This window comes from Actinokineospora lacus (genome assembly GCF_053813445.1).
The window spans coordinates 495957-520003 of sequence record NZ_JBQERA010000004.1 but is presented as its reverse complement, the minus strand read 5'-3'; the positions used below and the strand labels follow the sequence as shown (position 1 = coordinate 520003).

The window sequence follows — 24047 nt, the reverse complement described above, 5'->3', positions numbered from 1 at the left end:
GGCACTCGGACGGAAACGACCTAGGGACAGTGATCCGTAGCCGAAACATCCGTCCGCTGTTGGTCCGGAACGGGCCCTCCAGCGCCGTCCTGTCCGGGTCCCTCGGGTGCCGCCACTCCAGCTCCGGGAAGAACCGGGCCAGGATCTCCCGTTCGGTCGTCAGCCTGCGCTGCTGGCTCGCGCTCCACCCGCTCATGGGACTCCTCGGTGTTCGGATCGTTCCTCTGCCTCGCGGGCGCGTCGGCGACGGCCGACATCAGCGCTGCGAACAGGTGCTTGGCGGTGGTCGCGTTCGCGGACACCGGGATCGTTCGCCCGGTCCCTCCGCGCGCCACTGTGATCTCGGCGACCTGGTGGGGGTAGGCCGCCGGGAAGACGAGCGCGACGTCGGCGTCCGCCGACCGGAACCGGTAGGACAGCCTGCCGGATGCCTCGTCGAGGCCGATCCGGCCGTCGGCGAAGCTGCTCTGGCAGAGGATGTCGAGGCAGCGCAGTAGCGCGGTTCCCCAGTCCTCGGTGTACCAGCCCGGCTTGGGCGTCATCGGGGACCCGTCCGGTGAGTCCAGGGTCGTTCTAGGTACCTGCCAGGACGCCTTGACCTCGCTCCGGGACTTGAGTCGCTTCGCCCGCGGCTCTTTGGAAGGCCCGTCGCCGGGCCGCAGCGATCCCGCGACCGGGCTGTCGCCGGACAGCACCACCCACCGGCCGGTCCGATACCCGTCAACGCCGCGTTCGAACAGGAACGCGCCGACCTCGACCCGCCTCGCCCGCAGGTCCTCGATGGTCGCGATCATCAGCATGAAGCGGTCGAGCGGGGTGGTGTCGAAGACACCGAAAGCGGTGGCGACGTCCCCTCGGCTGGGTTGCTTCAGCCCGATGGTGTGGTGCGAGTGCCAGTCCCCGACGTGCTGGAGACCGTGCCTGTCCCGTGCCTGCCCCCCGACCAGGTTCACGTGGTCGACATCCTGGAAGAACGAGGTCCTCCCGTGCCGGGCCCGAGCCCCAGGGCCGACGACCAGTTGCACGGTGGGCGCGCCGCTGTGCGTCCAGAGGCCGAAGAGGTTGCCGCCGGTCTCGATGTCCTCGCTGGCCAGCACCCACTCCGTGATGCGATCCAGCTCGCCCTCGTGGATGACCAGCTTGAAGGGCCGGTCCCGCCTAGCCATCATCTGTCGTCCCCCGTTCCATCGAAGAAGTCGGACACCGCCGCCACCGGGGCAGCGCACACCACGCAGTCGACCCGGGCGGTCAGGTCCGCGCCGTACCAGCGCAGGACCGACGGCTGATTGAAGGAGAACCCCATCTCGGGCCAGCCCGCGTAGGTGCCCTCGCGGCGGTTGGCCCAGACGTAGAAGTCGGCTACCAGGTCCGTGTCCAGCGACTCCAGGTGCCCGCCCGCGCCGCGGGACAGCTCGACGAGCGCCAGCTTGGTCATGAGGTTGGCCACCGGCACGATGTCCGACGCCAGGCCGACCTGTACGCGTGCCGCGACGTCCTCAGCCGAGGTGTACGCGTCGGCATCGGTCCGCGCGTCGGCGACACTGGAGTGCTCCCGGGGGCGTTGTGCCAGGAACCGTTCCGTGTAGACGCAGGCGAGGCAAGGGCCCCTGCCAGGACGAACCCGCAGGACGTCTCCGCCGCACGCCCGGGTCAGTACCCGGCCGAACACCGCGGTCACCCCGGCCTCCACCACCATCTGGTTGACCAGGAAGCGGCTGGTGTCCCCGTCGGTGGCGCCGATGACGAGGTCTGCGCCGTCCAGCGCCGCGCGCAGACTCTCGGGCCGTTCGACGACGTCGATGTCGTGGGTCTCCACCCGCACATCCGGGTTCTTGCCGGTGACGAGGTCCCGCAGGGCAGCGGTCTTGCGGCGGCCCAGGTCGCCGACGCCACAGGCGTGCCGGGACACGTTGCCAATCTCCAAGCGGTCGCGGTCGACCAGAACCAGCTCGCCGACCCCGGACTGCGCCAACGCGGTGGCCACCATCGATCCGCCGCTGCCGAGCCCGACGACGGCGACCCGGGATCGTGCCAGCGCGCTGGTTTCCACGAGCCCGGCGGACCGCACGTACAACTCGGTGCGCGTTGGCACGATCCGCACCTCGCCCTCGGTCCACCCGGTGCCGTCGGCGAGGAACGCCCGGCCGTCGATCACGTTGTCCCGCAAGCAGAGCAGAACCACGATCCGGGCGCTTTCCCGGGCACCGAGGTTGGTCACCTCCTCGCCGTCGTACTCCCGGAAGTCCACCACCGCTGTGCACGGGTGGCCCGCGAAGTGGGTTCGCGGCGGTTCGATGTAGACGTGGCACACCTCGCCGTCGTCGAGCACCATCCCGAGCGCGATGCGGCGGCGCGGGGCCCGGGAGGCCGTCACCTCCCGCCACAAAGTTTCGACCTGCTCCTGGTACAGGAACACGCGTGTCACTGGTCACCTGCCCGGGCACCGGGGACGGCGAAGTACCCGGCGTCGGTGGTGGAGGTGGCGATCACCGCGTCCGGGTCCGCCGACGTCATCGCCTTGAGCTGCCCCGACACCGGGTCGAACACGAGTTGCTGCTCGCCGGACGGGACACCGCCGGCCGCGCGCTTGGCGAGCAGGTTCTGCACCGCTTCCGGGCTACTGCTGTCTTCGGTCATGGGATTGCTCCAGATCGGGATCGCCACGAGGCGGCCGGACCGTCCCGGCCGTCGGGTGGATCATCGTGTCGGGCCCGGTCGAGCGATACGACCGGCCCGTTCTGTCGTGTTTCTGTCAACCTGCCCACTACCAGCCGAAGTGGGTGAACGGGGCCCAAGACGCGGTCTCGCCGATGTCTTTGGACGACGCAAGTTTCCGGAGTCCCTCGGGCATGGACGCTGGCGGATGCCGGTCGTGAACCGCCCAGCGCCGTACGGCGTGCAGGGCGTCGGCGGGTCGGAGCCCCTCGACGCGGAGGAAGTGGTGGAACATGAACATCAGAACGGACGTGGACTCGTCTGGGACACTCCACAATGTGCTGACAACCGACCGAAAACCGGCGGTGAGGAAAGCCGATCCCAGACTGAAGGCCTCGTCGTGGCCGCGAACCGACTCTCCTGTCCGGCACGCGGCCAGCACCGCGAGCGAGACGCCGCGTCCCAGATTGCCGTCCAACGCCTCCAGCAGTTCGTCGGCCATGAGCCGGGTTCCGTCCGCCAGCACCAGGAACGCCGCACCCGGGCTGGTCGCTCCGTGGCACGCGAGGTGCATCACCGGTCCGCCCGCAGGATCGTCGAGCCACGCCAGCAGGTCGGCGCGGGTTCCGGCCTTGTTGGCCAGGGCGCCGTCCGCGAGTCTGCCCATGTAGGTCGCGTCCGGGTAGAACACCTTGGACAGCGCGAGCGCCTCGGCCCGCGCGGCAGGAAGATCGTCCTCGGTCCGGCCGGTGTCGGGGTCGCCGAGCACCAACCCGCCATCGCCGAGTGGGACACCGGGCCGGTCCGCGACCTCGCACAGAAGCCGCGCCGACGGGATGGCGGAGAACCGGAACCGGTCCACCGCGTACCTCCGCCGGTCCGGCGAGTGCGCAGCGTGCCAGGCGATCAGCGACAACTCCCCGAACGGCACGAGGACTACGCGAGCGTCCCCGTCGTGTCCCAGGAGTCGGCTGAGCGGCTCGACGGCCGCTTGCCATGCCCAGACGTCGACGGAGTCCCCCGCCGAGCGAGGCGGTTCGACCTCCCGGAACCGACCGTCGCCAGCGGCGACGAGGTGACGCGCCCTCTCCGCGGTGAGGTCGGGGAGGTCCACCCAGGTGGTCACGTCCGCAGCGGGCACGACGACGGCGCGTCCCGGGCGCGTGGCGTCGCCGGGGACGAGGTAGACGAGGGCGTCGCAGTCGAGTCGGGTCAGGGCCGCGCGGATCTTCGAGAGCGGAGGCGGGCTGAGCCGCTTCCCCGCGCCTTCGTTCCCGGCCGACAGGATGGACCCGTCCGCGCCGACGGTGAAGCCCGCAAGCGCGCCGATCATGCGCCTGCGCAGATCGGCAGGCAGCTCCTCGACCGGAATCCCGGCCAGTCGAGCCCACTCGTCGGCGAGGTCGCGATGTCCGGCGTTGGTCAGCCTGGTGCGAAGGTCCTGTGTCTCCAGTGCCGAGTAGAGCAGAAGTCCCCGGCCGGACTCGAGTGCCGTGACCGCCTCGTCGGCCATGCCCGCGCGGAGGGCGAGGTCCGCCACCTCCAAGGCGCTGTCGACGGCGTCACCGACGGCGAGCTGCGCGGTTGCCGGGTCTGGCTGCAACAGCGTCGCCCACGCGAACCCACGCAGACCATCCAACCCGGCCGCGACCCCGTCCGCCCGCCGCTCGGCCTCCGTGTACGCCCGGCTCAACGCCTGCGACACCCCAGACCAAGCGGCGTGGGTCACCGAGTCCAAAAGGGACCGAGATTCCTCGAGGTGGCCGATCGCGGCGGAGATGTCGTCTCGGTCGCCTTGATCCTCGAACCTAGCCAGGAGCATGTTGCCAAGGCTCAGCAGGACCGCGTGCCGGTGGGTGCTCGGCGGGCCGGGAAGGACCGTGGCCCGACGGAGTAGCGTTATCGCGTCGTCCAGGCGGTCGAGACCATGCAGCGTGACGAGGTTGAGCGCCTCGCCGGCTAGCCGGATCTCCTGGTCGAACATCGGGAGGTCGGTGGGGGCCGCACTGGCTTTCTGGGCAGTTCGCCGCACTCCGAACCGCCAGACGGCCACGTTCTCGATGTGGTCCCACGCCACGAGGAGTTGCTGGGCCATCCGGTCGTTGAGCTCTCCGCTGTCGACGAGGTCGGTGATCCCCGTCTGGCACTCGCGCAGGTCTTCGAGTGTGCCCGACTGCAATGCCTGACCGGTGCGGCCCATGAGCGCGGTTGCCCGTGTCACCGAACACTCCGCTTTCGCCTCCATGCTGTCGGCGACACGTCGTGCGGTGGGGAAGTCGCTTTCGAACCCGGCGACCTTGAACCGAATGGCTTCCACCGAGGCGGAGATGGTGCTGGCGTATGGCTCCTCCCCGTCGGCGACTTTCTCCAGGTCGAGAAGTTCCGTCAGTACTTCCCGCAGGTTGGTGCTTGGCGCCACATGCACCCATTTCCGCAGCAACAGTATGCTGCGCAGCATCGCGACGCCTTTGGGCGTGTCCGGTATGACGATGTCACCGTCCTCGTCCAGCAGCTCGTCGAAGTCCCTCGGGTAGAGCAGTGGCTTCAGCTCCGCGACCACGTGGTCCATCTCCCGCGACATCATCCCGTCCAGCGCTCGTCCGGCTCCCTACCGTTTCAGTGACGGACGGGCAGTCGTCACGGTGTGGCCGAACTCGATGCCTGCGCCGTGAGTTCGAAGGGAGGGAGGTCGCGGACCGCGGGTAGCGCCACGCGGTGCGCGCACCGCCGAGGTCGCGGAGATCAGAGTGGAAGATTCGGATTGCAACGATGAGATAACGAGGCGGAAACTGGATGGAACGGGGTCCGTGTCGGTCGACCTGGCAACGTCACGTGGGGAGGCGCTGGAGGCGGACTGGTAGTCCGGAATAGCGGTGAGCAGAGCACACTCCGGCGTTTCCCCGGTTTGTCTATTTAGGACTGTCGTACATCATCCATCATCGTTTGCTGACTGTTTCATCAAGGTGAATGCAGACTGGCCAACCGAACTCGGAGGGCAGGCCTATGTGGGCGCGCGCCTGCGCGGACACCTTCGACGGACTGGCCAGGGTTGTCTTCCCAGGAGCGACGGACCCGGAGTTCGCGCTGCACCAAGCGTACGCCCCACCACGCGCCTTCTCGGCACCGAGGACAAAACCGATCTGGACCGCGCTGTCGCCGGGCCCCGAGCCATCCTCAGCAGACCGACTGCGACTAGGGACGAGCGTCCAAACCTGGAGTGGCTGCTCAATGCCTACGAGGAACTGCTCCTGCTCGGACGTGACCGCGGTGACCTCGACAAGGTTATCGACGCGGCCCGCGAGCGGTTTTCGCTGCTGGCCGCCGATGACGAGCACCTTGCCGACGCACGCCAGATGGTCGCGTTCCTGCTGTCCCACCGGTTCGTGGACTCCGACGATGGCGCGATCGAGGCGTACGAGTTCGCGGAGCCGCACGGCGACGACCTGCTGGACTACGGGCTGCTGCTGATCGGGTGGGGCGACGTTCCCGCGATGCGCACGGGCGGCGGTGGTTTTCGAACAGTTCGCCGCTGCCGAGTCGGTCGCAGGTACTTGCGCGGGTAGATCTGGATGATCTCGCGATGCTGGGAGTTCCGTTACCGCTCCGACGAGGGCGGTTACCGCCAGGGTTACGGCCGCTACTGGTTCCTCGGCTGCGTCGATTACGTCGTCTACGGCTCGGCGCAGGTGGCCGACTGGACATCGGCGCGCCTGACGCTTGAGACGGTGATGGTCATGGCGTGGCCGCAGTCAGCGGTAAGCCCCACTCGATCAACCGTGCCGTTCCCTGACGGAGTGGCGCCACCGTCCGTCAGGGAACGTGGGGCGGGGCCTATTCCCTGGTTCTCTGCAGGCGGGATATCCGCAGTTCAAGCGACTTGCTGAGCTGGGTTGTGATTTCCGCCGCGTCGAATCGGTCGGCCAGTTCCCGCCGTAACAGGGCGGTCAGTCTCCGTCGCGTCCCGGTGTCCCACGGCAGGGGGCGCAGGGGGGTGGCAGGGGGTGGAGTGCTGTTGGTCGTATCCATGGCTCCTCGCGTTCTCGCTGATCAAGCGGTGGTTTAGGTGGTTGTCTGCGGTGGTTTATCCGACTGGCTCACCGCTTCCCCAGGCATGCCGTAAATAGTGGTTTGTTACTGACTTTGACCCTGGTTCATGTTTTTCTGCATTTCCTCGAATTAGCTTCCGGGGTGTGGGGCGGGTTGTCGCCCCCGTGAATCGGACGGTGTCGGAAAGGGATGCCCGCAGGGCCCCGATCCGATCTGGTCCACCGCGCCACGGCGGATTCCGCCAGTACCCCCCGGAGCAGCCATGACCGAAGACAAGAGCAGCCGATCCACGTCCGCACGGGTCCGTGAGCTCGCCCTGCGGGGCGAACTCGCCGACACCGTCGCCGCCGCGGCCCCGGACGAGTGCAGGCGGCTGCGGATCGAGGCCTACCAGATCGCCCAACCGGTGGTGTTCCAGCACCTCACCCGCAAGCTGGAACGCGGGCGCGGCCACTACCGGTGCGCAACCTCGGTGTTCCGCATGGACGACGCGTGCCTGCACAACTTCCACGACGACATGGACGCGGTCATCGACCACCTGTTCCGCTACGCCCGCTCCGCGATCCAGAACTTGGAGGGCTGGATCAGGACCAGGCTGACGGCGGCGACGGTCGACGCCCACCGCAAGCGGCGCGGAGTGCGCGGCGCCCTGCAGCGGCCCCGGGTGCCCGGCTGGCTGGCCGCCCGGCTCGACGGCGACCCGGGGCTGATGGCCGTCGCCATCGGCGTCCTCGACTTCGTGGGCAACGAGGTTGACCTCGGGCCCGAGGTGTGGCCCACCGAGCGCTGGGCCGAGCGCCGTGCGGCGGCCGGTGACGTGGACTTCAAGACCGCGCTGCGCGGTGTCCGCCGCGACGTGGCCACGGTCTTGGCCGCCATGCGCGCGAGGCCCGCCTGGTATGCCGACTACGTCGAGCGCCCGCTCGGGCACAAGCGCGTGGCCGCGATCCCCCTGCCGCGGCTCTCCGCGGATTCCGACGCGGACATCCCCGAGCGGACCGACTCGGGCGACCCGCTCACCGAACTCGCCGAACTCGCCGTCGCCGCGATCGAGGACCGGGTCGGGCAGGGGCAGGATCTGCGCGCCGCCGTGGTGGTCGTTGTCGCCGAGGTGTTCGGCGGCGGCACGGCCGTCGGGCCCGCCGCCGACCTCGGGCCCGTGGTGGACGCCCGACTGGCCGACGACGCCGTGGTCGACCGGATCATCGCCGTGGTCCAGGACGCGCTCGCGCGTCGATGATCGCCGCCCGCTGATCCACCCCACCCGTCATCCTCCGTCGCCGGTCGTTCCCGAACGCCCCTCCCTGACGGACCACCCCCGTCCGTCAGGGAGGGGCATGGGGCGTGCGGATCAGGAGGGGCGATGACGGTCGATGCCAGGAAGGTGTTCGAGCGCTGCCAGGCCACGGTGGAACGGGCCTTCGCAGGCGATGCCGAGCCCACCGCGGTGGCCGCGTTCACCGCGGACCTGATGATCCTGCCCAGGGACACCGCGCGCAGCCGCCTGGCCGCCACGATGGTCGTCGCCCTGACCCGGTCACCGAACCGGCGTATCGACCTGTTCCCCGCCGTGGGCGCGTTGCTGGACCTGGTGGAGGAGGTCCCACTGGAGATCGCGGGCGTGTGGGGGACGGCGCGGGCGGTGGGGCGGGCGTGCTGGCTCGCCCACGCCGCCGCGACCGGCCAGGTGGACCTGGCGGCCGCCGACCGCGAACTGGCCGAACTGGCCGAGCAGGTGGGCGACGACCCGTTGGCCGCGCTGGACGTCAAAGGCGCGCGGGAGGCGGTGCGCGCCGCCATCGGCTTCCGGGACGGCGACGAGAGCGCGATCCTCCGGATGACCGACCAGATGCGCGCCATGCTCGACAGCCTGGGCGATCACCCCACCGCGATCGCCATGCGACGGTTCGTCGACCGGCTGTTGGCGATTCAGCACGCCAACCGGGACGGCGACGACGACACCGTGGTCAAGGACAGCGCCGCCTTCCTGGAACTGGTCGCGGGCCTTCCGGAGGAGTGGGGCTTGCGGAACGCGATTGGCGACTCGGCGCGGTACCTCGATATCTTCTTGAACGGTGCGAACGGCGGCGAGCCGCCCGGCATCCGGAATGATCCCGGACTGGTCGCCGACCCCTTGGCGCACATCGCCGCGGCGGGCGCGCTGTTCGACGGCGGCAAAGTCACCGACCTGGCGCGGCTGGACACCGCGATCGAGCACAGCAGGGAAGCTGTCGCGCTCTCCGGGAACGATGCGGACCGCGCGTTCGCCCTCATCTCGGTGGCGCTCGGGCTGATCCGCAGGGCAGAGGTGACCGGCGACATCGCAGGGTGGATCGATGCCCGCGGCCCCATCGAGGACGCGGTTCGGCTGATCAAGCCGAAAGACCCGCTGTGGCCGCTGGCGAACCGCATCCTGGGCGCTGTCCGGCAGCGGACCGGCGACCTGCCCGGCGCGGCCGTGGTGCAGCACGACGCCCAGATCCGCTACGTCTACCAGGCCCTGGTCGAGACCGACCCGGCGGGCGCGCGGATCGCGCTGCGGAGCGCGGCGGAGGAAGCCATCGATACCGTGGTCGGCTGCCTCCAGGCCGACGACCTGGAGAGCGCGCTGCGCGCCGCCGAGACCGGCCGGGGCCTGATGTTGTACGCGGAGGTGGAACTGCGCGGCATCGCCGAACGGCTGACCGAGGTGGGGCGCGCCGACCTCGCCCGCCGGTGGGCCGACGGCGCCGATCCCGGTGTGCGCCGCGAGGTGGTGGACATCCTGGTCGAGAACTCGGCGGGCGCGCTCATCGCGCCGCCCACCATCCCCGAGATAAGGTCCGCGCTTGCCGCCACCGACGTCGACGCGCTGGTCTACCTGATCCCGGCGGCGCCACAGCGACCGGGCATGGCGCTCGTCGCGCCGAGGACGGGGCCGCCTGCTTGCGTGTACCTGCCGCACCTGCGCGTCGAGTCCGACGCCGAGGTCGAGCGCTACCTGTCCACGCTGGCGCGGGGTGCCCGAGAACTTGCGCCGATCCGCGACACCGCCCTGAACGCCGACATCGACGCGCTGTGTCGGTGGGCGTGGAAGGCCGCGATCGGCCCGCTGCTGGAGAACTACCTCGCCCGCAGGCTGCCCGATCGGGGCGATCAGGTGCCCCGCGTCGTCCTTATCCCGATGGGCGACCTCGCCCGCATCCCGTGGCAGGCCGCGCGCAGGCACGACGGGGTGTACGCCGTCGAACTCGCCGCCTTTTCCCAGGCCGCGTCCGCGCGCCTTTTCTGCGCCAACGCCGCCCTGCCGCCGATCGCGCCCGGCCGCACGGGCCTGGTCATCGGCGACCCGGACACCGGCGGCGCCGCTGTCCCGCTCGCAGCGGCCCGTGTCGAGGCCCACGCCCTGCGGCAGGCATTTTACCCGGGGGCGCGCTACATCGGCCGCAGGCCGGACGGCTCGACCAGCCCGTCCGGCGCAGGAACGGCCGAACAGGTCCGCGCCTGGATAGCCGACACTCAACCGCAGGCGGGGGCCTTGCTCCACCTGGCCTGCCACGGGGCGTTCACCGCGGGCGCCGACAGCGCGAAGGCGTGTCTGCTGCTCGCCGTGGGCGCGGACGGCACGGCGGGCGAGCTCAACGCCGACGAGATCGTGCGCCTGCTCGACGCCGCGCCGGGACGCGGGATCGGCATCGTGGTCATGGCCGCGTGCCACACCGGCCGGTCGATCCACGGCTACGACGAGGCGTACAGCCTCGGAACGGCGTTCCTGGCCGCAGGTGTGCGAACCGTCCTGTCGACACAGTGGGCCGTCCCGGACGAGGCCACCTCGGCGCTGATGTTCCTGTTCCACCACTACCTGCGCGAGGAAGGGCTGCCACCGTGGCAGGCGCTGCGCCGCGCGCAGATGTGGATGCTGGACCCGAGGGAGACCCCGGCCCGCATGCCCGAAGCCCTGCGATCGATGGTGGCGGCCCACGACTCGAGGCAGGTCGCGGCGTGGGCCGGATTCGTGCACGGCGGTCACTAACCGCAGATCGGTCGGGAGTCGGCCGGAGGGAGAGACGATGTCCATGCTTGACGACCAGATCGCCGGGCTGCGCGCCGAGTTGGCCGGGCTGCGGGGCGCGGTGCGGCTGGAACCGCTGATCAGGCTCGCGAAGGCGCTGGCCGAGCGGTCCATGCGGAACAGGCCGGGCACGCCCGCGGCCATTCCCGACCTGAGCTCCGCGATCGAGGTGATGGACGAGGCCCACGGCCTGGTCGCCGCCACCGATCCCGCGAATGCCTCGGCATCGGGCGTCCTGGGCTATCTGCTCGGACTCCGCGCCACGCAGACCGGCGACGAGCGGGACCGGGAACGGGCGATCATCCTCCTGGACGGCGCCGTCGACGCGCCGCATCTTCCGGTGGCCTTCGTGGCCGTCGCTCGGATCGTGCTCGGGACGCAGTACCTGACCAGGGCTATGGCGCCGATGGCGCGGTTGGTCTCGATGTCCCCGATGGACATGTTCGCCGCGCGTGCCTCGGGTGGTTCCACGGCGGACCTTGACCGCGCGGAGCGGCATTTGCACGCGGCGCGGGCGGCCGGGTCTGCCGACGGCGCCGTGAACGAGTTCATCGACGCCATCCTCACGATGTGCAAGACGATGCGGGTGCTGTTGGGCGGCGGGCTCGGCGGCATGGACTTCACCGAACTCACGCGGGCCTTCACGACCATGCGTGACCTTCAGCAGCGTGCCGGCCCGTCGGCTGGCATCCCGGGGACTGTCGGGATGCCGGACCTGCTGTCGCTGGCGCGGACCGATATCTTCGCCACCCTCGACCCCCTGACCCTGCCGGTTCCGGTCGTAGAGGGCCGCGTCACCGAGGCCGAGGCCCCGGTGGTCCCGCAACCGGACCCTGTCGCGCCGGTCGAGGCGGGCGGTCTGCGCCGGAAACTGCGCGAGTTGCTGATCCCGGGGACCGACGACGGGGAGGCATGGGAGGCGATGGCCGCCCTGCTGCTGCCCGACGCCCCCGTCCTCGCGGTCGCCGATGTCGACGAGGCGGTCGCGCTGGCCACCTCGGTCCTCGACCACGCGGACGGCGCCGACCCTGACGGTGCGGGTCCGGCGTGGGACTGGTTCCTGCTCGCGGTCAGCCTGCACCTCCGCGACCGGGTGGACGGCGGTGGCGGGGACCGCGCGGCCGGGGCCGAGGCGTTGCTCGGCGCCGCCAGGAAGGTGCCGATGGGACACCCGGCCGCGCTCGTGGTCCTGCGGTCGCTGGGCGCGTTTCTCGACCGGGAGCGGCCGATGGCCGCGCTCGCCCAGACCGCCTCGGGGTTCACGGGCCGGTTCGACGCCGTGCTCGCCGCGCAGCCCGGCGCGGGCGAGGCGGAGCGGGCCCAGCTGCACGCCCTTCGGTGCTTGTGCCGCGCCGCGTGGGCCGTCGCGGAGCTGGGCAGGGCCGCCGAAGCGCTGCCCGACGGATTCCCATGGGCCGACATGATAGTGACCGCGGCCCGATCATCCGCGTGAGCTGTCCTGACCCGAAGGGTGTGATGGTGTCGTGGCACACCAGTTGTTCGGCCGCGCCGCCGAGTTGACTGCCTTGTCGGGCCTGCTCGCGCAAGTGACCGGCGGAGTCCCGGCTATCGTCGTGCTCGACGGCGACCCCGGCGTCGGCAAGTCGTTGCTGCTGGGCGAGTTCGTCGATCTCGCGCGCGCGTCGGACGCCGAGGTCTTGGTGGGCGGCTGCCTTGACCTCAAAGACGGCGGGATCCCGTACGGGCCGCTTACCGACGCCCTGCGCACGCTGGTGCGGCAGCGGGGTGAGCAGCGGGCCCGCGAGTTGGCCGGGCCTGCCTGGGCGGAACTGGCGGGGCTCATCGCCGACTTCACCGTAGGCGGCGAGCCGTCGGCCGCGCTCGGCGCGCAGACCCGGGTCTTCGGCGCGGTGTCGCGGCTGCTCGACCACATCGGCGGCCACCGCCCACTGGTGCTCGTCTTCGAGGACGTGCACTGGGCCGACACCGCCACCCTCGACCTCATCACCTACCTGGTGCAGACCGCGTCGGACCAGCGCATGCTGCTGATCTGTAGCTGCCGGTCCGGGCTCAGCCCGCGCCATCCGCTGCGCACCCGCATGGCGGAGCCCGCGTTCGCCCGGCGGATCACCCGGATCGGCCTTGCCCCCTTCACCAGGACCGAGACGCGCTCGTTCGTGGCCGTGCTCACCGGCGGCGACGTCAGCCCCGAGCAGGCCGACCGCCACTTTGAGCTGTCGGAGGGCAACCCGTACTTCACCGAGCAACTCGTCGCGGTCGCCGACTCCGATGAGACCACCGGTGGCCTGCCGCGAGTCCCGAAGTCGCTCACCGAACTGATGGTGGCCCGCATCAACCTGCTGAGCGGGGACGCGGCCAAGCTGCTCAAGGTCGTCGCCGTGGCTGGTAGGCGCGTGGGGGACGAGCTGCTCAGCCGGATCGTCGATCTCGACGACGCCACGCTCGGGGACGCGCTGACCGAGTGCCTCAATCGGGGCGTGCTCATCGCCGACAACGTCGACGAGTCCTACAGCTGTCAACACGCGCTGTTGCGGCGAACCGCCTACGAGTCCGTGCGGCCGCGAGAGCGCAGGCGCCTGCACGCGGTGTTGGCCGAAGCGCTCGCCGAGGAGGTGTCGACCAACCCGCAGGTGCTCACCGAGCTGGCCTACCACTGGTTCGCCGCCAACCGGTTGGCGGAAGCGCTGCGCACTTCGGTGGGCGCAGGCGATCTCGCGATGCGACTGCGCGCGTTCACCGAAGCGGAGGCGCAGTACCGGCGCGCGCTGGAGGTGTGGCCGCGCGTGCTCGACGCCGAGCTGGTGGCGGGCGCGACCCGGGTGCGGGTGCTGAAGGTGGCCGCCGACGCGGCGCGCTGGGCTGGGCACCTCGCCCAAGCCGTGGCCTGGGCGAGGGAGGCTGTCGACACCGCGGGTCCGGAGGTCGGCCCGGCGCTGGCCGGAGAGCTCCACGAGCGACTGGGCAGCTACCTGTGGGAGGCCGGGTACGACGACGAGTACGTGGCGGTATACCGCACGGCGCGTCGTCTGCTCGAAGACACCCCGCCGAGCGCGGTGGGGTCGAGGGTGGCCGCCGCGCTGGCCACCGCGGAGGTCAAGCGGGGCCGGTGCGCCCCGGCGCTGGTCCTGGCGGCCGCCGCGCACGACGAGGCGGTCGCGTCGGGCTCGCTCGCCGAGACCGGGCGCGCCAAGAGCAGCTCAGGTCTCGCCCTGTCCGCCCTGGGCAGGCACGAGCCTGGGATCTCCGACCTGCGCGCCGCCCTGCGGATCGCCGAGGAGGCCGACCACCTGGAGGACATGCTGCGCGCCTGCTCGAACCTCGGCGTGTGCCTAGAGCGCGCCGGTCAGGTGGGCGCCGCGGTCCAGGTGTTCCAGGACGGCCTGGCCAAGGTACGGGAGATGGGGCTGCTCGGCTCCCGGCTCGCCGGGCTGTTGGCCAACAACGCCTGCGCGACGCTCTTCCTCGTGGGGGAGTGGGCGGAGGCGGCCGTGCTTATTGAGGAGGTCATGCGCTACTATCCTGCGCGCGAGACGACGTTCCAGCGGCTCACCAAGGCTGAGATGGACCTCGCGACAGGGCGCGACGACGAGGCGCGGCGGATGCTGGAGAGCGTGCGCACGCTGCCCAGCGCACAGCCCCGGTTCCTCAGTCCGCTATACCGGTGCCTCGCGGAATTGGCCGTGCGCCGGGGTGACGGATCGGCGGCCCTGGCCACCGTCCGGCACGGGCTGGAGGCCGTCGCGGGCACGGAGGACCGCCTGCTCGTGCTGCCACTCTGCGCTTACGGCCTGCGCGTCGCGGCGGACGAACTTGACGGTGATGGCGGCGAAGGGGCGCGTCAGGTCGCGGACGAACTGGCCGAACGGGCCCGCGCCGTTCCCAATGCCGCGGATGGCAATTCCGCGGGGAACGATTCCGCGGTCGACGGTGTCCAGGGCGAGGCTTCCTCGGACGATGACGTCGAGGTCGGGGTGCTGGTCGCGCAGTGCGCCGTCGAACACGACCGGGGGCGCGGGGTCGACACGGCCGCGGCGTGGACCGCGGTCGCCGAATCGTGGCGCAGGCTGGGCAGGCCGTATCCGAGGGCGTACGCGCTGGCCCGCGCGGCCGCGGCCGCGGCGCGAGCCGGGAACAAGCGCCCCGCAGCGGCCGCAGCGGAGGAGGCCGAGGCCATCGCCGCCGCGCTGGGCGCTGGCCCGCTGGCCGCGTTGATCGCCCGCATCGTCGCGGCGCACCGGCTCAAGCGGGTGGCCAAACCACGCGCCAAGCGGCCGTTCGGGGTCAGCGACCGGGAACTCGAGGTGCTCCGGCTGGTGGCGGACGGGTTCACCACCAGGCAGATCGCAGGGAAGCTGCACCTCGCCGTCCCCACGGTCGCCAACCACCGGATCAACATCAAGAAGAAGCTCGAGGCGGCCACCACCGCGGCAGCCGTGGACACCGCGCGTGCGGCGGGCCTACTCGACGAGCAATAGACCGCACTCCTCTTCCATAGACACCCGCGTCCCGCGCTTCCTAGGCGCGCGCCTAGGAAGCGCATCGTGACTGGAGGACAACCATGGCGCGCAAAGCACTGCTCATCGGGTGCGAGACCGGAGTCCTGAAGGGAGTCGGCAATGACGTCGCCGCGATGGCGGCCACCCTCGGACGCTGGGATTTCACCATCACCAGGTGCGAGGGCGAGAACGCCACCCGAGCGGGCGTCATCGACGCCTACGAGCTGCTCATCGCCCAAACCCGTTTCGACGACGCCGTGGTCGTTTACTACAGCGGGCACGGCGGATACGCCCCCGACCCCGAGCTCGGGTACGGCATGCCCAGCCCCCGGGTCATCCAGTTCATCGTGCCGGCCGACTATCCGGAGTCGTCCGATGAGGACTTCCGCGGGATCACCTCCCCGGAGCTGTCCCTGCTGCTTCAGCGCTTGACCGAACGGACGGGCAACGTCGCGGTGGTGCTCGACTGCTGCCACGCGGCCCATATGTCGCGGGATCCGGACCGGGCGGTGCGGTCGCTGCCCAGAAAGGTCTCGGTGGACATCGTGCGGGCCCATCTCGACTCGCTCGCCCTCGCCAGCTCGCCGCTGAGATCATGGCGGCCGCAGGGCAACCCCAACGCGGTGCGCATCGTCGCGTGCGCGCCGGAGCAGGCCGCCTACGAGGCGGACAACAGCGACAGTAGGCGGATGGGCTACCTCACCGACGCGCTCACCCGCACGCTCGACGAGCTGCGCGATAGCGGGCTGACCCTGTCGTGGGCCACCGTGGCGGACCGGGTGCGGCAGCGGGTGCTCATGGTCTACCCCGGCCAGCGCCCCGAGGCCGAGGGGCCCGCGACGCGGGTCGTGTTCGAGACCGCCGAGGCCGACCCGGTGGGTAGCCTCCCCGCAGTCGGCGTGCGCGACCGCGTGCGGATCGCGGGCGCGGCGTTCTTCGGCGCGCGCGTGGGTGACGAGTACACCGTCGTGCCCACCGGCTCCCCGGCGGCCGAGGAGGCGACGCCCCTCGGCGTCGTGCGGGTGGACCGTGTCGATGGCCAGGACGCGTCCGGTCCGCTGCCGGGGGTGACCCTGCCGCTGGGGGCGCGCGCCCACCTGACGACGACGGCGCTGCCCGCGATGTCGGTGCGGCTCGACCGGGAGGAAGCGGGACTGGCGGGCTTGGTGGCGCGGGACCCGTTGCTGTGCCAGCCCGAACCCGACGACGACGGCGTCGTCCGGGTGGCGGTCGAGCCCACCGGGTTGGTCATCCACGACGGGATCGGCCCCCTGCATGTCCCGCGTCCTGTCGACCCGTCGGGGGCGGCCACGGTCCTGATCGACCTCCGGCGCATCGCCCGCGCCCGTGCCCTGCGCCGCCTCTCCGAGGACCCGGGAAGCGCGCTGGGCGCGGCGGTCGCGGTGCGGTTTGCCAAGGTGGAGTCAGGCATTCCCGTGCCGTTGCCCGGTTCGGGCGCGGTGCTGCGGCCCGGCGACGCGGTGTGCGTGACGGTCCGCAACGAGTGGCGCGACCCGGTCTACGTGTCGCTGGTCGACATCGGTGTCTCCGCGCGGATCACCGTGCTCAACCCCGCGGCGCCCAGCGGGGTGCGGATCGAGCCGGGGAAGGAGTACACGTTCGGCGGCAACGACCTGCTGGGCGGGCTCGCGGGCATGGAACTGGGCTGGCCGGAATCCGTGCCGGGGGAGCGGGCCCGGGAGGAGACGATCATGGTGCTGGCCAGCGACGGGTCGGTCGACACCCGGGTGATGGAGCAGCAGGGTCTCCGCGGGATGGAACGGCCCTCCCGATTGGAGCGCTTCCTCAGCCAGTTGGGGGAGGGCAGCGGGCGTGAGGTGGCCCCGATGTTGCTTCGGCCCGCGCACTTCGCCGTGCACACCATCGACTTCGAGCTGGCCCCCGGCCCCGCGCCCGCCGCCGAGCGGGCCGCGTTCCAGGTCCGCGACTTCCCGGCCCTGGCGGGCACCGCCAGGACCGAGGGGCCGTCAGCGCGGGTCGTGGTGCGGCTCGCGGACCTGGTCGCCCACCACGACCGGATGTTCCGCCACCTCGACATCCGGCTCGACGCGCTCGTGCTGACCGCCGACGGAGACGGCCGCCAGCGGGCGCATCAGCACACCGCCCGCTTCGCCGAGGTAGGCGACGGGAAACGGCTGCCGCTGGATCCGACCCCGCTGTTCGACGGGACCGCGCGGGCAAACGTCGACATCGCGGTGTGGATCTCCCCCGACCGGCCCGGCGTCCCCGGCCTGGCGGCGCTGCTCCACGGGATGGACCCGGCGGTGTCGGCCGGGGAAGCCGTGGATCGGGCGCACAGCCTGTTGCTCGACGCGTGCGGCGTCACCATGGGGCTCTACCGCGGGTCCTTCCTGGCCGCCGAGCGGTTCGGCGCTGACCGGCCGCCGGTCGAGTCGGTGGTGCGCGCCAGCGACTTCTCCTGCCGCGTCGCGATCGCGATTTCGGACGGTCCGTCAGTGGAGCAGTAGCGGGATCCCAGTTCGCATCGAGAAAGGACAGCGCATGACCAACAAGTACATCACGTTCGACGGCCACACCTGGGGCATCGCCGGGGCCAACTACCAGGACACCCTCCACACCGTCGAGGAGGCCATGGACCAGGGGTCGGTCGTCAAGCTGGCCGTCCTGGCCAAGGACGACAGCCCGGTGACGGTGATCTTCAACGGCCGGGTCGTCGCCAGCGCGGTCTTCCACGACGGGGCCGGACCGCGACCCACCGAGATCGCCGGGTGAGAACCCCTCGCGACCGGCCGCCCAGCCAATCACGGCTGGGCGGCCGGTCGCTTTCGTGCGCCAAAACTGTCCACATTGGATGTTTTCTGACACGCTCGCTGTCCCGCGCTCCCGGGAGTTCGTGGGAGCGCGGGACAGCGAGATCTGTTCAGGCGCAGTTGAGGGTGATGACCACGCGCCGGTTGAGCGGGTCGCTGGTCGGGTCGGGCACAGCGGTCTTGGTGGGGAACGGCCCCCACCCCATGCCCTTGGCGGTGAGCTGGCCCGCCCGCGCGCCAAGTTCCACCAGGACGCTCCGGACACGGTTGGCGCGGTCGAGGGACAGTCCCTGCGTCGTGTCAGCCCCGTAGTGGGCCACCGATCCGGTGATCGCACCGGTGGCTGTCGGGTTGTCTCTGAGCCACACCGCGATCCCCGTGAGCACCGTGCGCGCCGCGATCTCGTTCCGGAAGGCGGTCTCCTCCGGATGGAAACCGACGGCCCCCGAGTCCGGAAGCACCACGTCGAGGCCGCAGTCCAGCACGATGTCCTCGGCGGGCGGCACCAGCACCTCGCTGACCGGCGGATGGTCGCCGTCCGGCGCGGTGGTGTTCGGCCTGGTCACCGGGACGACCTCCCGGGCGCCCGCCGCGGCGGCGATCTTCCGCCACAGCTCGATGAGGTGCCCGCGCTGGCCGTCGCGCAGCGGGGTCTGCGGCGCGGCGGTGTAGCCGATGCCGACGAGGATCACCTTGCGCCCGCCCAGGTCGGGCAGGTGCGCACCGCGCTTGAGCGCCGCGACCACCCGGTCCGGGTTGGCGCTGAGCAGGTTGCCGGTGCGGAAGTCGAGCGGGGCGACCGTCTGCAGCCCCGAGTCGATCAGCACCACCGTCCCGTCCGGACCGGCGGCCGCGGCCGCCTGGCCGAGCGCGGCGAGCGGGTTCGCCTCGGGCGCGATCGCCGCCATCCTGGTGGCTTCCGCCTTGACGACCTTCTTGAACTGGTCGCGGTAGTACTCCTTGGAGGGATCAGTGCCCTCGCTGGGCACGTAGGTATGTGCGCATCCGATGGTGGGGGCGCCATCCGCCCTGATCATGGTCACGCCGGTGCCGGTGGCGCCGTTCTCGACCGCGTCGGTGACCCTGGCCAGCTCGGCGTCGAGTTCGGCAGGCCACGCGGGCTTGGCACTGTTGGCCCGCACGGCCGCGGCGATCGTCAGGCCGGTGGGCGGGTTCTCGGTCGGGCAGGCGACGGTCTCGGGGCCGCATCCCGTGGCGCAGAGCGCGGCGAACAGCGGCACCAGTGGCAGGAGCCGGACCGGGCGGGGGACGGGGCGCATGGTCACCTCTCGTGGTCGTCGGGGTCGAGGTCGGAGGGCATGGGATCGGGTGAGCGGTCCGGCCTGGACATGCCGTCGGTCGCGGACGGGCTCTGCAGGTGGGCGGCGATGACGATGGCCGCGTGGCGCTTCCATTCGCTCGCCCACGCCAGCCGCTGCCGCTTCGCGGCTTCGTAGTTGCGCTCCTCGCGTTCGCGGTTCCGGGTGTGGACCCGCAGCACGTTCACGGCCCGCTCGTACGGGGGCTGCGACCGGTGCAGGCGGCGAATGGCCTTGTCGAACTGGCGCTGCGCGTTGCGGTAGCTGGACCGGTAGGGGTTCCTGGTGAGGTACTCGCCCACCCCGGCGACGACGCCCGAGGCGAGGTAGAGAGCGCCGAACATGATCGCCGCGGCGATCATCTTGGTCCACTCCGACGGCCCGATCCCCGGCGTGCCGCCGCTGGACTCGGCCACGAGCAACCTGACGGTGAACACCACCACGCCGAGCAGCACCCACGCGATGATGAGCAGCCACACCATCCGGCTGGTGTGGGGCCCGTGGCGCGCGGACACGTCCCTGGCGATCCGGCCGGCGAAGTGGGCCAGGGTCAGCGAGCTGGCGGTGAAACCCGCCACCAGCATGATGATGACCAGCTCACCGTCGTCCTTCATGATGATCGACGCGATGGCGTAGAACATGGCGACGTCAGCGGTCGCGGCGATCGCGAGGGCGATGTAATACGCGATCTCGCCCTTCGAGCGGCCCACCACCTCGGGCGGGTGCGCGTAGCCGACCCGTTCCGGCGTGCGCCAGTCCGCGCCCGGTGACGCCTTCTCCGTCACAGTCATGTCCATGCTGGGCTCCTCACGGCTCGGTTGATGCGCTGGTTCCGACGTGGCCGTTGGACGTGTGCGGGATGGGCCGCGCGGGGATGTGGGTGGACAGGGTCAGCGGGGCCTCGTCGTCGCGCTGGGAGTCGTCCGCCATGTCGCCGAGCGTCGACCTGAGCGGGTGGTCGGCGAACCGGTCGGGCGCGGGCTCGAGCAGCGTCGCGGTGTTCTTGCCGGTGAGCGCGACGAACGCCGCCTCAAGGGCCTCCCGGTAGTGCAACGCGCGGGTCAGGTCCCTGTCGTAGAGCGGCTTGCGGCGCGCCACCTCCTCCCTGGCCAGCCCGATCAGCACGTCGCCGACCGCTTGGCGCTCGTCCCGCTCGCTGTCCAGTCGCGCGACGGCCGCGTCGGCCCAGTCGTTGATGACGTTGTTGAGCACGTCCCGCGAGCCCGCGTCCAGCCCGTTGGGCGTGAGCCGCCCGATCAGCTCCTCGACCCGCTGGCGGCCAGCGGCCGGTTCGGTCTCGGAGGTGTCGTACGGCGGCGGCATGATGAGGTCCAACTCGCCGCCCACCACGCGGGCCAGCGACTCGGCTCGGCGGTCCAAGCCCCGCGCCCCGCGCCGTCGGAAGAACCCGGTCACCGCCGACCTCCTTCCGGCGCTCCGGCCCGCAGGCCCGGCGCGATCTCCCAGGTGGACCACTGTGGACGCTCATCCCAGTTCGGGCGCACGAGCAGACCCAGCTTCCGGCCTTCGCGGTGCTTGCGCACCAGATAGGTGAGGTACGCGGCGCGCCGCCGCCGGATGTGCGCCTCGATCACCTGCGCCCGGGTGCACACGGCCTCGAAGCAGGTGCGCAGCGACTCCTCGGTCCTGGCGATCTCGGCGCCGAGGTCGGCCAACTCGGTGCGGCAGCGGCTCACCTCGGCCTGCAGGCCCTTACGCCGCTCCGAGTGTTCCCGCATACGCCTGCCCATGCGCACGTCGTCCGAGGTGCGCTCCTCGCCGCTGACCCGGGCCGTGAGCTGCTCGGGCGTGGGTGCGGCCAGCCCTTCCAACTGCGACTCGGCGGTGGCCAGGCGCTCGACGCCGGTGTCGTGCCGCGCCCGCAGTTCGCTCAGGTGGATCCGCGATTCGGCCGTGCTTGCCTGGTGGTGCATCCACGCCTTCTCGGTCAATCCACGGCCCCACTGTCCGAGCATGACCATCCTCGGTGTGGACATCGCGTCGCCATCGGTCTCGCGGAGCGGGACCCGGGCGTCGCGGCCCGCACACCACCGGTCCGACAGCCGCTCCCAGACCCGGTACGGGATGGCCTTGCCCGGGTTCCTGGTCCACTCCTCGACGGCGTCCTTCCTGGACCTCTTCCTCATCACGCTCCTCCTAGTCCAACTGGATCAGGGCCTGGCCCGTCAGCGAGCCGATGATCTCGCCATACACGACGTCGAGCGGCTTGGCGTCGGCGATGATCGACGCCGCGCGGCCGACGAGTCCGCCGTCGGTGAAGTGGTGCACGGTGACCGCGTCGAGGAACCCGCCGATGAGGCCGGCGGGCCTGCCCCACCCGGATTCTGCGGGAACCACGGCGAACACTCGCGAGTAGGTCCCGGCGCGCAGCGCCGCCTCCAGTACCGCCGGGTCGTCGCCGAGGACGCCGTCGGTGACCACGATCAGCGCCCGCGCCGCGCAGGTGACCCCGGCCGGTACTTTCGCCCTCGCCTCGACCAACGCGTCCACGGCCGGTGCGAGGTTGGTCCCGCCGCCGAGGGCGTCGGGGACCGCGGGCGGCACGGTCAGCGCGGACAACCGGGTCGGCGGCAAGGCCACCGCCGACTTGTTCGCGAAGAACGCCGCAGAGAACAGGTCGTTGTCGTCGAGCACCCGCGTGGCGAAGTCGAACAACGCCTGCTCGGCCAGTTCACGCTGGGCAGTGAACACGGTCATGGAGTCGGACACGTCCACCGCCTCCTCCAAGCAGATCGGGCCTGCGGCGAGCCGAGGCCCGGTAAGCGTCGACGAGGTCAGGCTGACGGGCTTCTCCGACTCCCCGCAGGCGATCAGCGCCGCCAGGAGAAGCAGGAGCAGCACCAGCAGCACGGCAAGCTGTCGCACCCAGCCAGGGAACAGCCCCCGCCACTGCGGGGTGAGCACCCGTCGGTTGACCGGGTTGCGCTTGAGGACCGATCTGCGGACACCCTCGGCGCCGTTCGTCATGGCACAACCTGCCTCTCCTCCGACCCGAGTAGGCCGTCACTGATTAAGTGTCGGACCGGTGATCGCCTGTTCGGACGTGCGTGCTTCGGCGGGTGCGCTCGCCACCGTCCTACCGCAACGTGACGGACCGCCGTGGACACGACCGTGCTACCGACGCGTCGGGGAGCGGCACCAGGGAGTTGATGCCGGCGATCCGGGCCGCCTTCTCATCCCGGACGACCCACTGAACACCGTGGGCGAGGAGTTCGGACGGGCGTGCTGTGCCGCACGCCGAAAAGGTTCGCTCGCGGTGCCGGGCATGAGCCAGGCGCGTTCGGCGAGGAGGTCGACGACCAGGTTTGGGTGGCTCCACTGCGGACAGTGGCCGACGGGGAGTCCGATTAGATCTGGTTCGTGCGCGAAGAAAGTGGGGCTGGGTCAGCAGCCTGGAAGGTTAGGCCGGTGTCCGGGCGCTCACCCTGGCTGGTGGCCACCGCGGTGATCATGAGGCTGTCGCCGGTGTGGGGGATGGCGGCGTTGAGGTAGAACAGGTGGCGGACCACCGAGTGTGGGCTGGTTACCCGCTGGATCTGTTGGATTGTCGCGCCAAAGATGGTCCGCATGACGTCGTGGTACTGCTCGCCCGCCACCCGGGGCTGAATTGGCCTGTCCGTATCTGGCGGCGCTCACGCGTTCCATCGGTCGCTGCTGGGGTACGCGCCGCCGCCGATGTCCGTCCCGAGATTGCCGTCGAACTGGAGGTCGGAATCGGGGCGACATCTTCGTGCTGGGGTGATGCTCCTGGAAACCGCCGCCCGCATCACCGAGGAAGGCGCGGATGTCGTGCGGGTGGACGGTGACTATGACACCGCAGTGCGGCGGGCCGCCGGATTCGCCGACGCGCGGCCCGACTAACTGGTTCCGCTGTAGCGTCAACATTGTGCGTTGCTGGGCCAACTCGACAGCGGACCGACGAGGGAGAAGTCACCCGTTCATGTCATCCGTCGACTTTCCGCGCCCGCTTCACGAGCTGAGCGACTGGTCGCGGAAGACTGCCGCCACCGCGCCGACGACAAGGTCTTGCTGCGCGATGGCTCCCCACCGCACGACGTCCACCTCGACCTCGGCGTCCTTGCCGCCGAGCCAGCGACCACACCCAGAACTGATCCCGCCCGTGCCCACGCTGGTGATTGGGTGTAGGTGCGGGCACATGACCCATCAGACCAACAGGACCTAGCCACAGCCATGACCTGCCCGTCCGCTCATGGCCGCCCTCTATGCCGAGGGGCAGGGGAGAGGCAGCTTCGACGTCGTTGATGAGTTGCTTGTAGATGGTATCGGAGAAGCGTTGTTTTGAGGCAGCGGATAGCCTCCATGGGTGACTTGCCTGCGGCGAGTTCCGCCGGTAGTAGGCGCGGCCGGGGTGTTGTCGCGGAGTGGATGATGGCCATGATGTGCAGGACCCGGTCGATGTGTCGGTTCCCGGCGCGGGAAGGCGGTGGCGGTGTTGGTCACCGCTGGAGGCGTCGATCGGCGCGGTCCCCTTCCAGGTGGCGAACCTGCCCCGATTTGGGAATTGGACGATGTCGCCGACATCGCCGAGAAGCCGGGCTGCACTGGATGGTCCGATGCCGTAGAGGTCGCGCAACCCGGTTCTGGTGGCGTCGAGCTGCTTGTCGCCGGTTTTCATTTTGCGGCCAGCCCGGCGAGTTCGGTGGCCCAGGTCCGCGGCCAGGGC

The 24047-nt window shown here is 70.8% G+C and carries 18 protein-coding genes and 1 pseudogene; 7 read left to right on the top strand and 12 right to left on the bottom strand.

Going from position 1 to position 24047, the window contains the following annotated elements; translation table 11 throughout:
- Positions 1 to 20: 20 nt before the first annotated feature.
- The 4 genes from ACTG9Q_RS13225 to ACTG9Q_RS13210 form a co-directional block, all read right to left on the bottom strand.
- On the bottom strand, positions 21 to 1169 hold the full coding sequence (locus ACTG9Q_RS13225) for a Mov34/MPN/PAD-1 family protein (RefSeq protein WP_455573022.1): 1149 nt from the start codon (positions 1167 to 1169) through the stop codon (positions 21 to 23).
- Positions 1166 to 2425, bottom strand: a complete 1260-nt coding sequence (locus tag ACTG9Q_RS13220; RefSeq protein ID WP_455573021.1) for a HesA/MoeB/ThiF family protein — start codon at positions 2423 to 2425, stop codon at positions 1166 to 1168. Before ACTG9Q_RS13220 ends, ACTG9Q_RS13225 begins: the two co-directional genes overlap by 4 nt.
- Complete coding sequence (locus ACTG9Q_RS13215) at positions 2422 to 2637, bottom strand: hypothetical protein (RefSeq protein WP_455573020.1); 216 nt, start codon at positions 2635 to 2637, stop codon at positions 2422 to 2424. The genes ACTG9Q_RS13220 and ACTG9Q_RS13215 overlap by 4 nt, the downstream gene beginning before the upstream one ends.
- Positions 2638 to 2764: 127 nt before the next feature.
- Positions 2765 to 5215 carry a CHAT domain-containing protein gene (locus ACTG9Q_RS13210; protein WP_455573019.1) on the bottom strand — a complete coding sequence of 817 codons (2451 nt, stop codon included), beginning with the start codon at positions 5213 to 5215 and terminating at the stop codon, positions 2765 to 2767.
- 403 nt (positions 5216 to 5618) lie between these two features.
- Between ACTG9Q_RS13210 and ACTG9Q_RS13205 the strand changes: the two genes are divergently transcribed.
- The 7 genes from ACTG9Q_RS13205 to ACTG9Q_RS13175 all read left to right on the top strand — a co-directional run bounded on the left by ACTG9Q_RS13205 (position 5619) and on the right by ACTG9Q_RS13175 (position 17985).
- Complete coding sequence (locus ACTG9Q_RS13205) at positions 5619 to 6218, top strand: hypothetical protein (protein WP_455573018.1); 600 nt, start codon at positions 5619 to 5621, stop codon at positions 6216 to 6218.
- Between the two features lie 746 nt (positions 6219 to 6964).
- Complete coding sequence (locus ACTG9Q_RS13200) at positions 6965 to 7942, top strand: hypothetical protein (RefSeq protein ID WP_455573017.1); 978 nt, start codon at positions 6965 to 6967, stop codon at positions 7940 to 7942.
- A gap of 123 nt (positions 7943 to 8065) precedes the next feature.
- On the top strand, positions 8066 to 10714 hold the full coding sequence (locus ACTG9Q_RS13195) for a CHAT domain-containing protein (protein WP_455573016.1): 2649 nt from the start codon (positions 8066 to 8068) through the stop codon (positions 10712 to 10714).
- Positions 10715 to 10751: 37 nt separating this feature from the next.
- Positions 10752 to 12206 (top strand): hypothetical protein, encoded by a 1455-nt coding sequence (locus ACTG9Q_RS13190; protein ID WP_455573015.1) that lies wholly within the window; start codon positions 10752 to 10754, stop codon positions 12204 to 12206.
- 31 nt (positions 12207 to 12237) lie between these two features.
- Positions 12238 to 15210, top strand: coding sequence for a helix-turn-helix transcriptional regulator (locus tag ACTG9Q_RS13185; protein ID WP_455573014.1), 2973 nt, complete (start codon positions 12238 to 12240; stop codon positions 15208 to 15210).
- Positions 15211 to 15293: 83 nt separating this feature from the next.
- Positions 15294 to 17720: a caspase family protein gene (locus ACTG9Q_RS13180; RefSeq protein WP_455573013.1), complete on the top strand. Its 2427-nt coding sequence runs from the start codon at positions 15294 to 15296 to the stop codon at positions 17718 to 17720.
- Positions 17721 to 17754: 34 nt separating this feature from the next.
- A complete protein-coding gene (locus ACTG9Q_RS13175) occupies positions 17755 to 17985 on the top strand; it encodes a hypothetical protein (protein ID WP_455573012.1) in 231 nt (76 codons plus the stop codon).
- A 148-nt stretch (positions 17986 to 18133) separates the two neighbouring features.
- Here ACTG9Q_RS13175 and ACTG9Q_RS13170 read toward each other — a convergent pair whose 3' ends face one another.
- From ACTG9Q_RS13170 to ACTG9Q_RS13135, 8 genes and pseudogenes are all read right to left on the bottom strand, one after another.
- Positions 18134 to 19303 carry a hypothetical protein gene (locus ACTG9Q_RS13170; protein WP_455573011.1) on the bottom strand — a complete coding sequence of 390 codons (1170 nt, stop codon included), beginning with the start codon at positions 19301 to 19303 and terminating at the stop codon, positions 18134 to 18136.
- A 2-nt stretch (positions 19304 to 19305) separates the two neighbouring features.
- On the bottom strand, positions 19306 to 20139 hold the full coding sequence (locus ACTG9Q_RS13165) for a hypothetical protein (RefSeq protein WP_455573010.1): 834 nt from the start codon (positions 20137 to 20139) through the stop codon (positions 19306 to 19308).
- A 10-nt stretch (positions 20140 to 20149) separates the two neighbouring features.
- Positions 20150 to 20758: a hypothetical protein gene (locus ACTG9Q_RS13160; RefSeq protein WP_455573009.1), complete on the bottom strand. Its 609-nt coding sequence runs from the start codon at positions 20756 to 20758 to the stop codon at positions 20150 to 20152.
- Entirely contained in the window at positions 20755 to 21489 is a 735-nt protein-coding gene (locus ACTG9Q_RS13155; protein ID WP_455573008.1) for a hypothetical protein, read from the bottom strand. The genes ACTG9Q_RS13160 and ACTG9Q_RS13155 overlap by 4 nt, the downstream gene beginning before the upstream one ends.
- 10 nt (positions 21490 to 21499) lie before the next feature.
- The gene (locus tag ACTG9Q_RS13150; protein ID WP_455573007.1) at positions 21500 to 22330 is read right to left on the bottom strand and encodes a vWA domain-containing protein; all 831 of its coding nucleotides are present in this window, start codon (positions 22328 to 22330) and stop codon (positions 21500 to 21502) included.
- 380 nt (positions 22331 to 22710) lie between these two features.
- Positions 22711 to 22932: a hypothetical protein gene (locus ACTG9Q_RS13145; protein WP_455573006.1), complete on the bottom strand. Its 222-nt coding sequence runs from the start codon at positions 22930 to 22932 to the stop codon at positions 22711 to 22713.
- 400 nt (positions 22933 to 23332) lie between these two features.
- On the bottom strand, positions 23333 to 23491 hold the full coding sequence (locus ACTG9Q_RS13140) for a hypothetical protein (protein ID WP_455573086.1): 159 nt from the start codon (positions 23489 to 23491) through the stop codon (positions 23333 to 23335).
- A 322-nt stretch (positions 23492 to 23813) separates the two neighbouring features.
- Positions 23814 to 23999: pseudogene (locus tag ACTG9Q_RS13135) on the bottom strand (transposase); the annotation flags it as partial.
- Positions 24000 to 24047: the final 48 nt, after the last annotated feature.

Bases quoted from the DNA above. Each gene is read 5' to 3' on its own strand.
- ACTG9Q_RS13225 (WP_455573022.1), bottom strand. From the start codon at position 1,169: ATGATGGCTAGGCGGGACCGGCCCTTCAAGCTGGTCATCCACGAGGGC.
- ACTG9Q_RS13215 (WP_455573020.1), bottom strand. From the start codon at position 2,637: ATGACCGAAGACAGCAGTAGCCCGGAAGCGGTGCAGAACCTGCTCGCC.
- ACTG9Q_RS13200 (WP_455573017.1), top strand. From the start codon at position 6,965: ATGACCGAAGACAAGAGCAGCCGATCCACGTCCGCACGGGTCCGTGAG.
- ACTG9Q_RS13195 (WP_455573016.1), top strand. From the start codon at position 8,066: ATGACGGTCGATGCCAGGAAGGTGTTCGAGCGCTGCCAGGCCACGGTG.
- ACTG9Q_RS13190 (WP_455573015.1), top strand. From the start codon at position 10,752: ATGTCCATGCTTGACGACCAGATCGCCGGGCTGCGCGCCGAGTTGGCC.
- ACTG9Q_RS13180 (WP_455573013.1), top strand. From the start codon at position 15,294: ATGGCGCGCAAAGCACTGCTCATCGGGTGCGAGACCGGAGTCCTGAAG.
- ACTG9Q_RS13175 (WP_455573012.1), top strand. From the start codon at position 17,755: ATGACCAACAAGTACATCACGTTCGACGGCCACACCTGGGGCATCGCC.
- ACTG9Q_RS13170 (WP_455573011.1), bottom strand. From the start codon at position 19,303: ATGCGCCCCGTCCCCCGCCCGGTCCGGCTCCTGCCACTGGTGCCGCTG.
- ACTG9Q_RS13165 (WP_455573010.1), bottom strand. From the start codon at position 20,139: ATGGACATGACTGTGACGGAGAAGGCGTCACCGGGCGCGGACTGGCGC.
- ACTG9Q_RS13155 (WP_455573008.1), bottom strand. From the start codon at position 21,489: ATGAGGAAGAGGTCCAGGAAGGACGCCGTCGAGGAGTGGACCAGGAAC.
- ACTG9Q_RS13150 (WP_455573007.1), bottom strand. From the start codon at position 22,330: ATGACGAACGGCGCCGAGGGTGTCCGCAGATCGGTCCTCAAGCGCAAC.
- ACTG9Q_RS13145 (WP_455573006.1), bottom strand. From the start codon at position 22,932: ATGCGGACCATCTTTGGCGCGACAATCCAACAGATCCAGCGGGTAACC.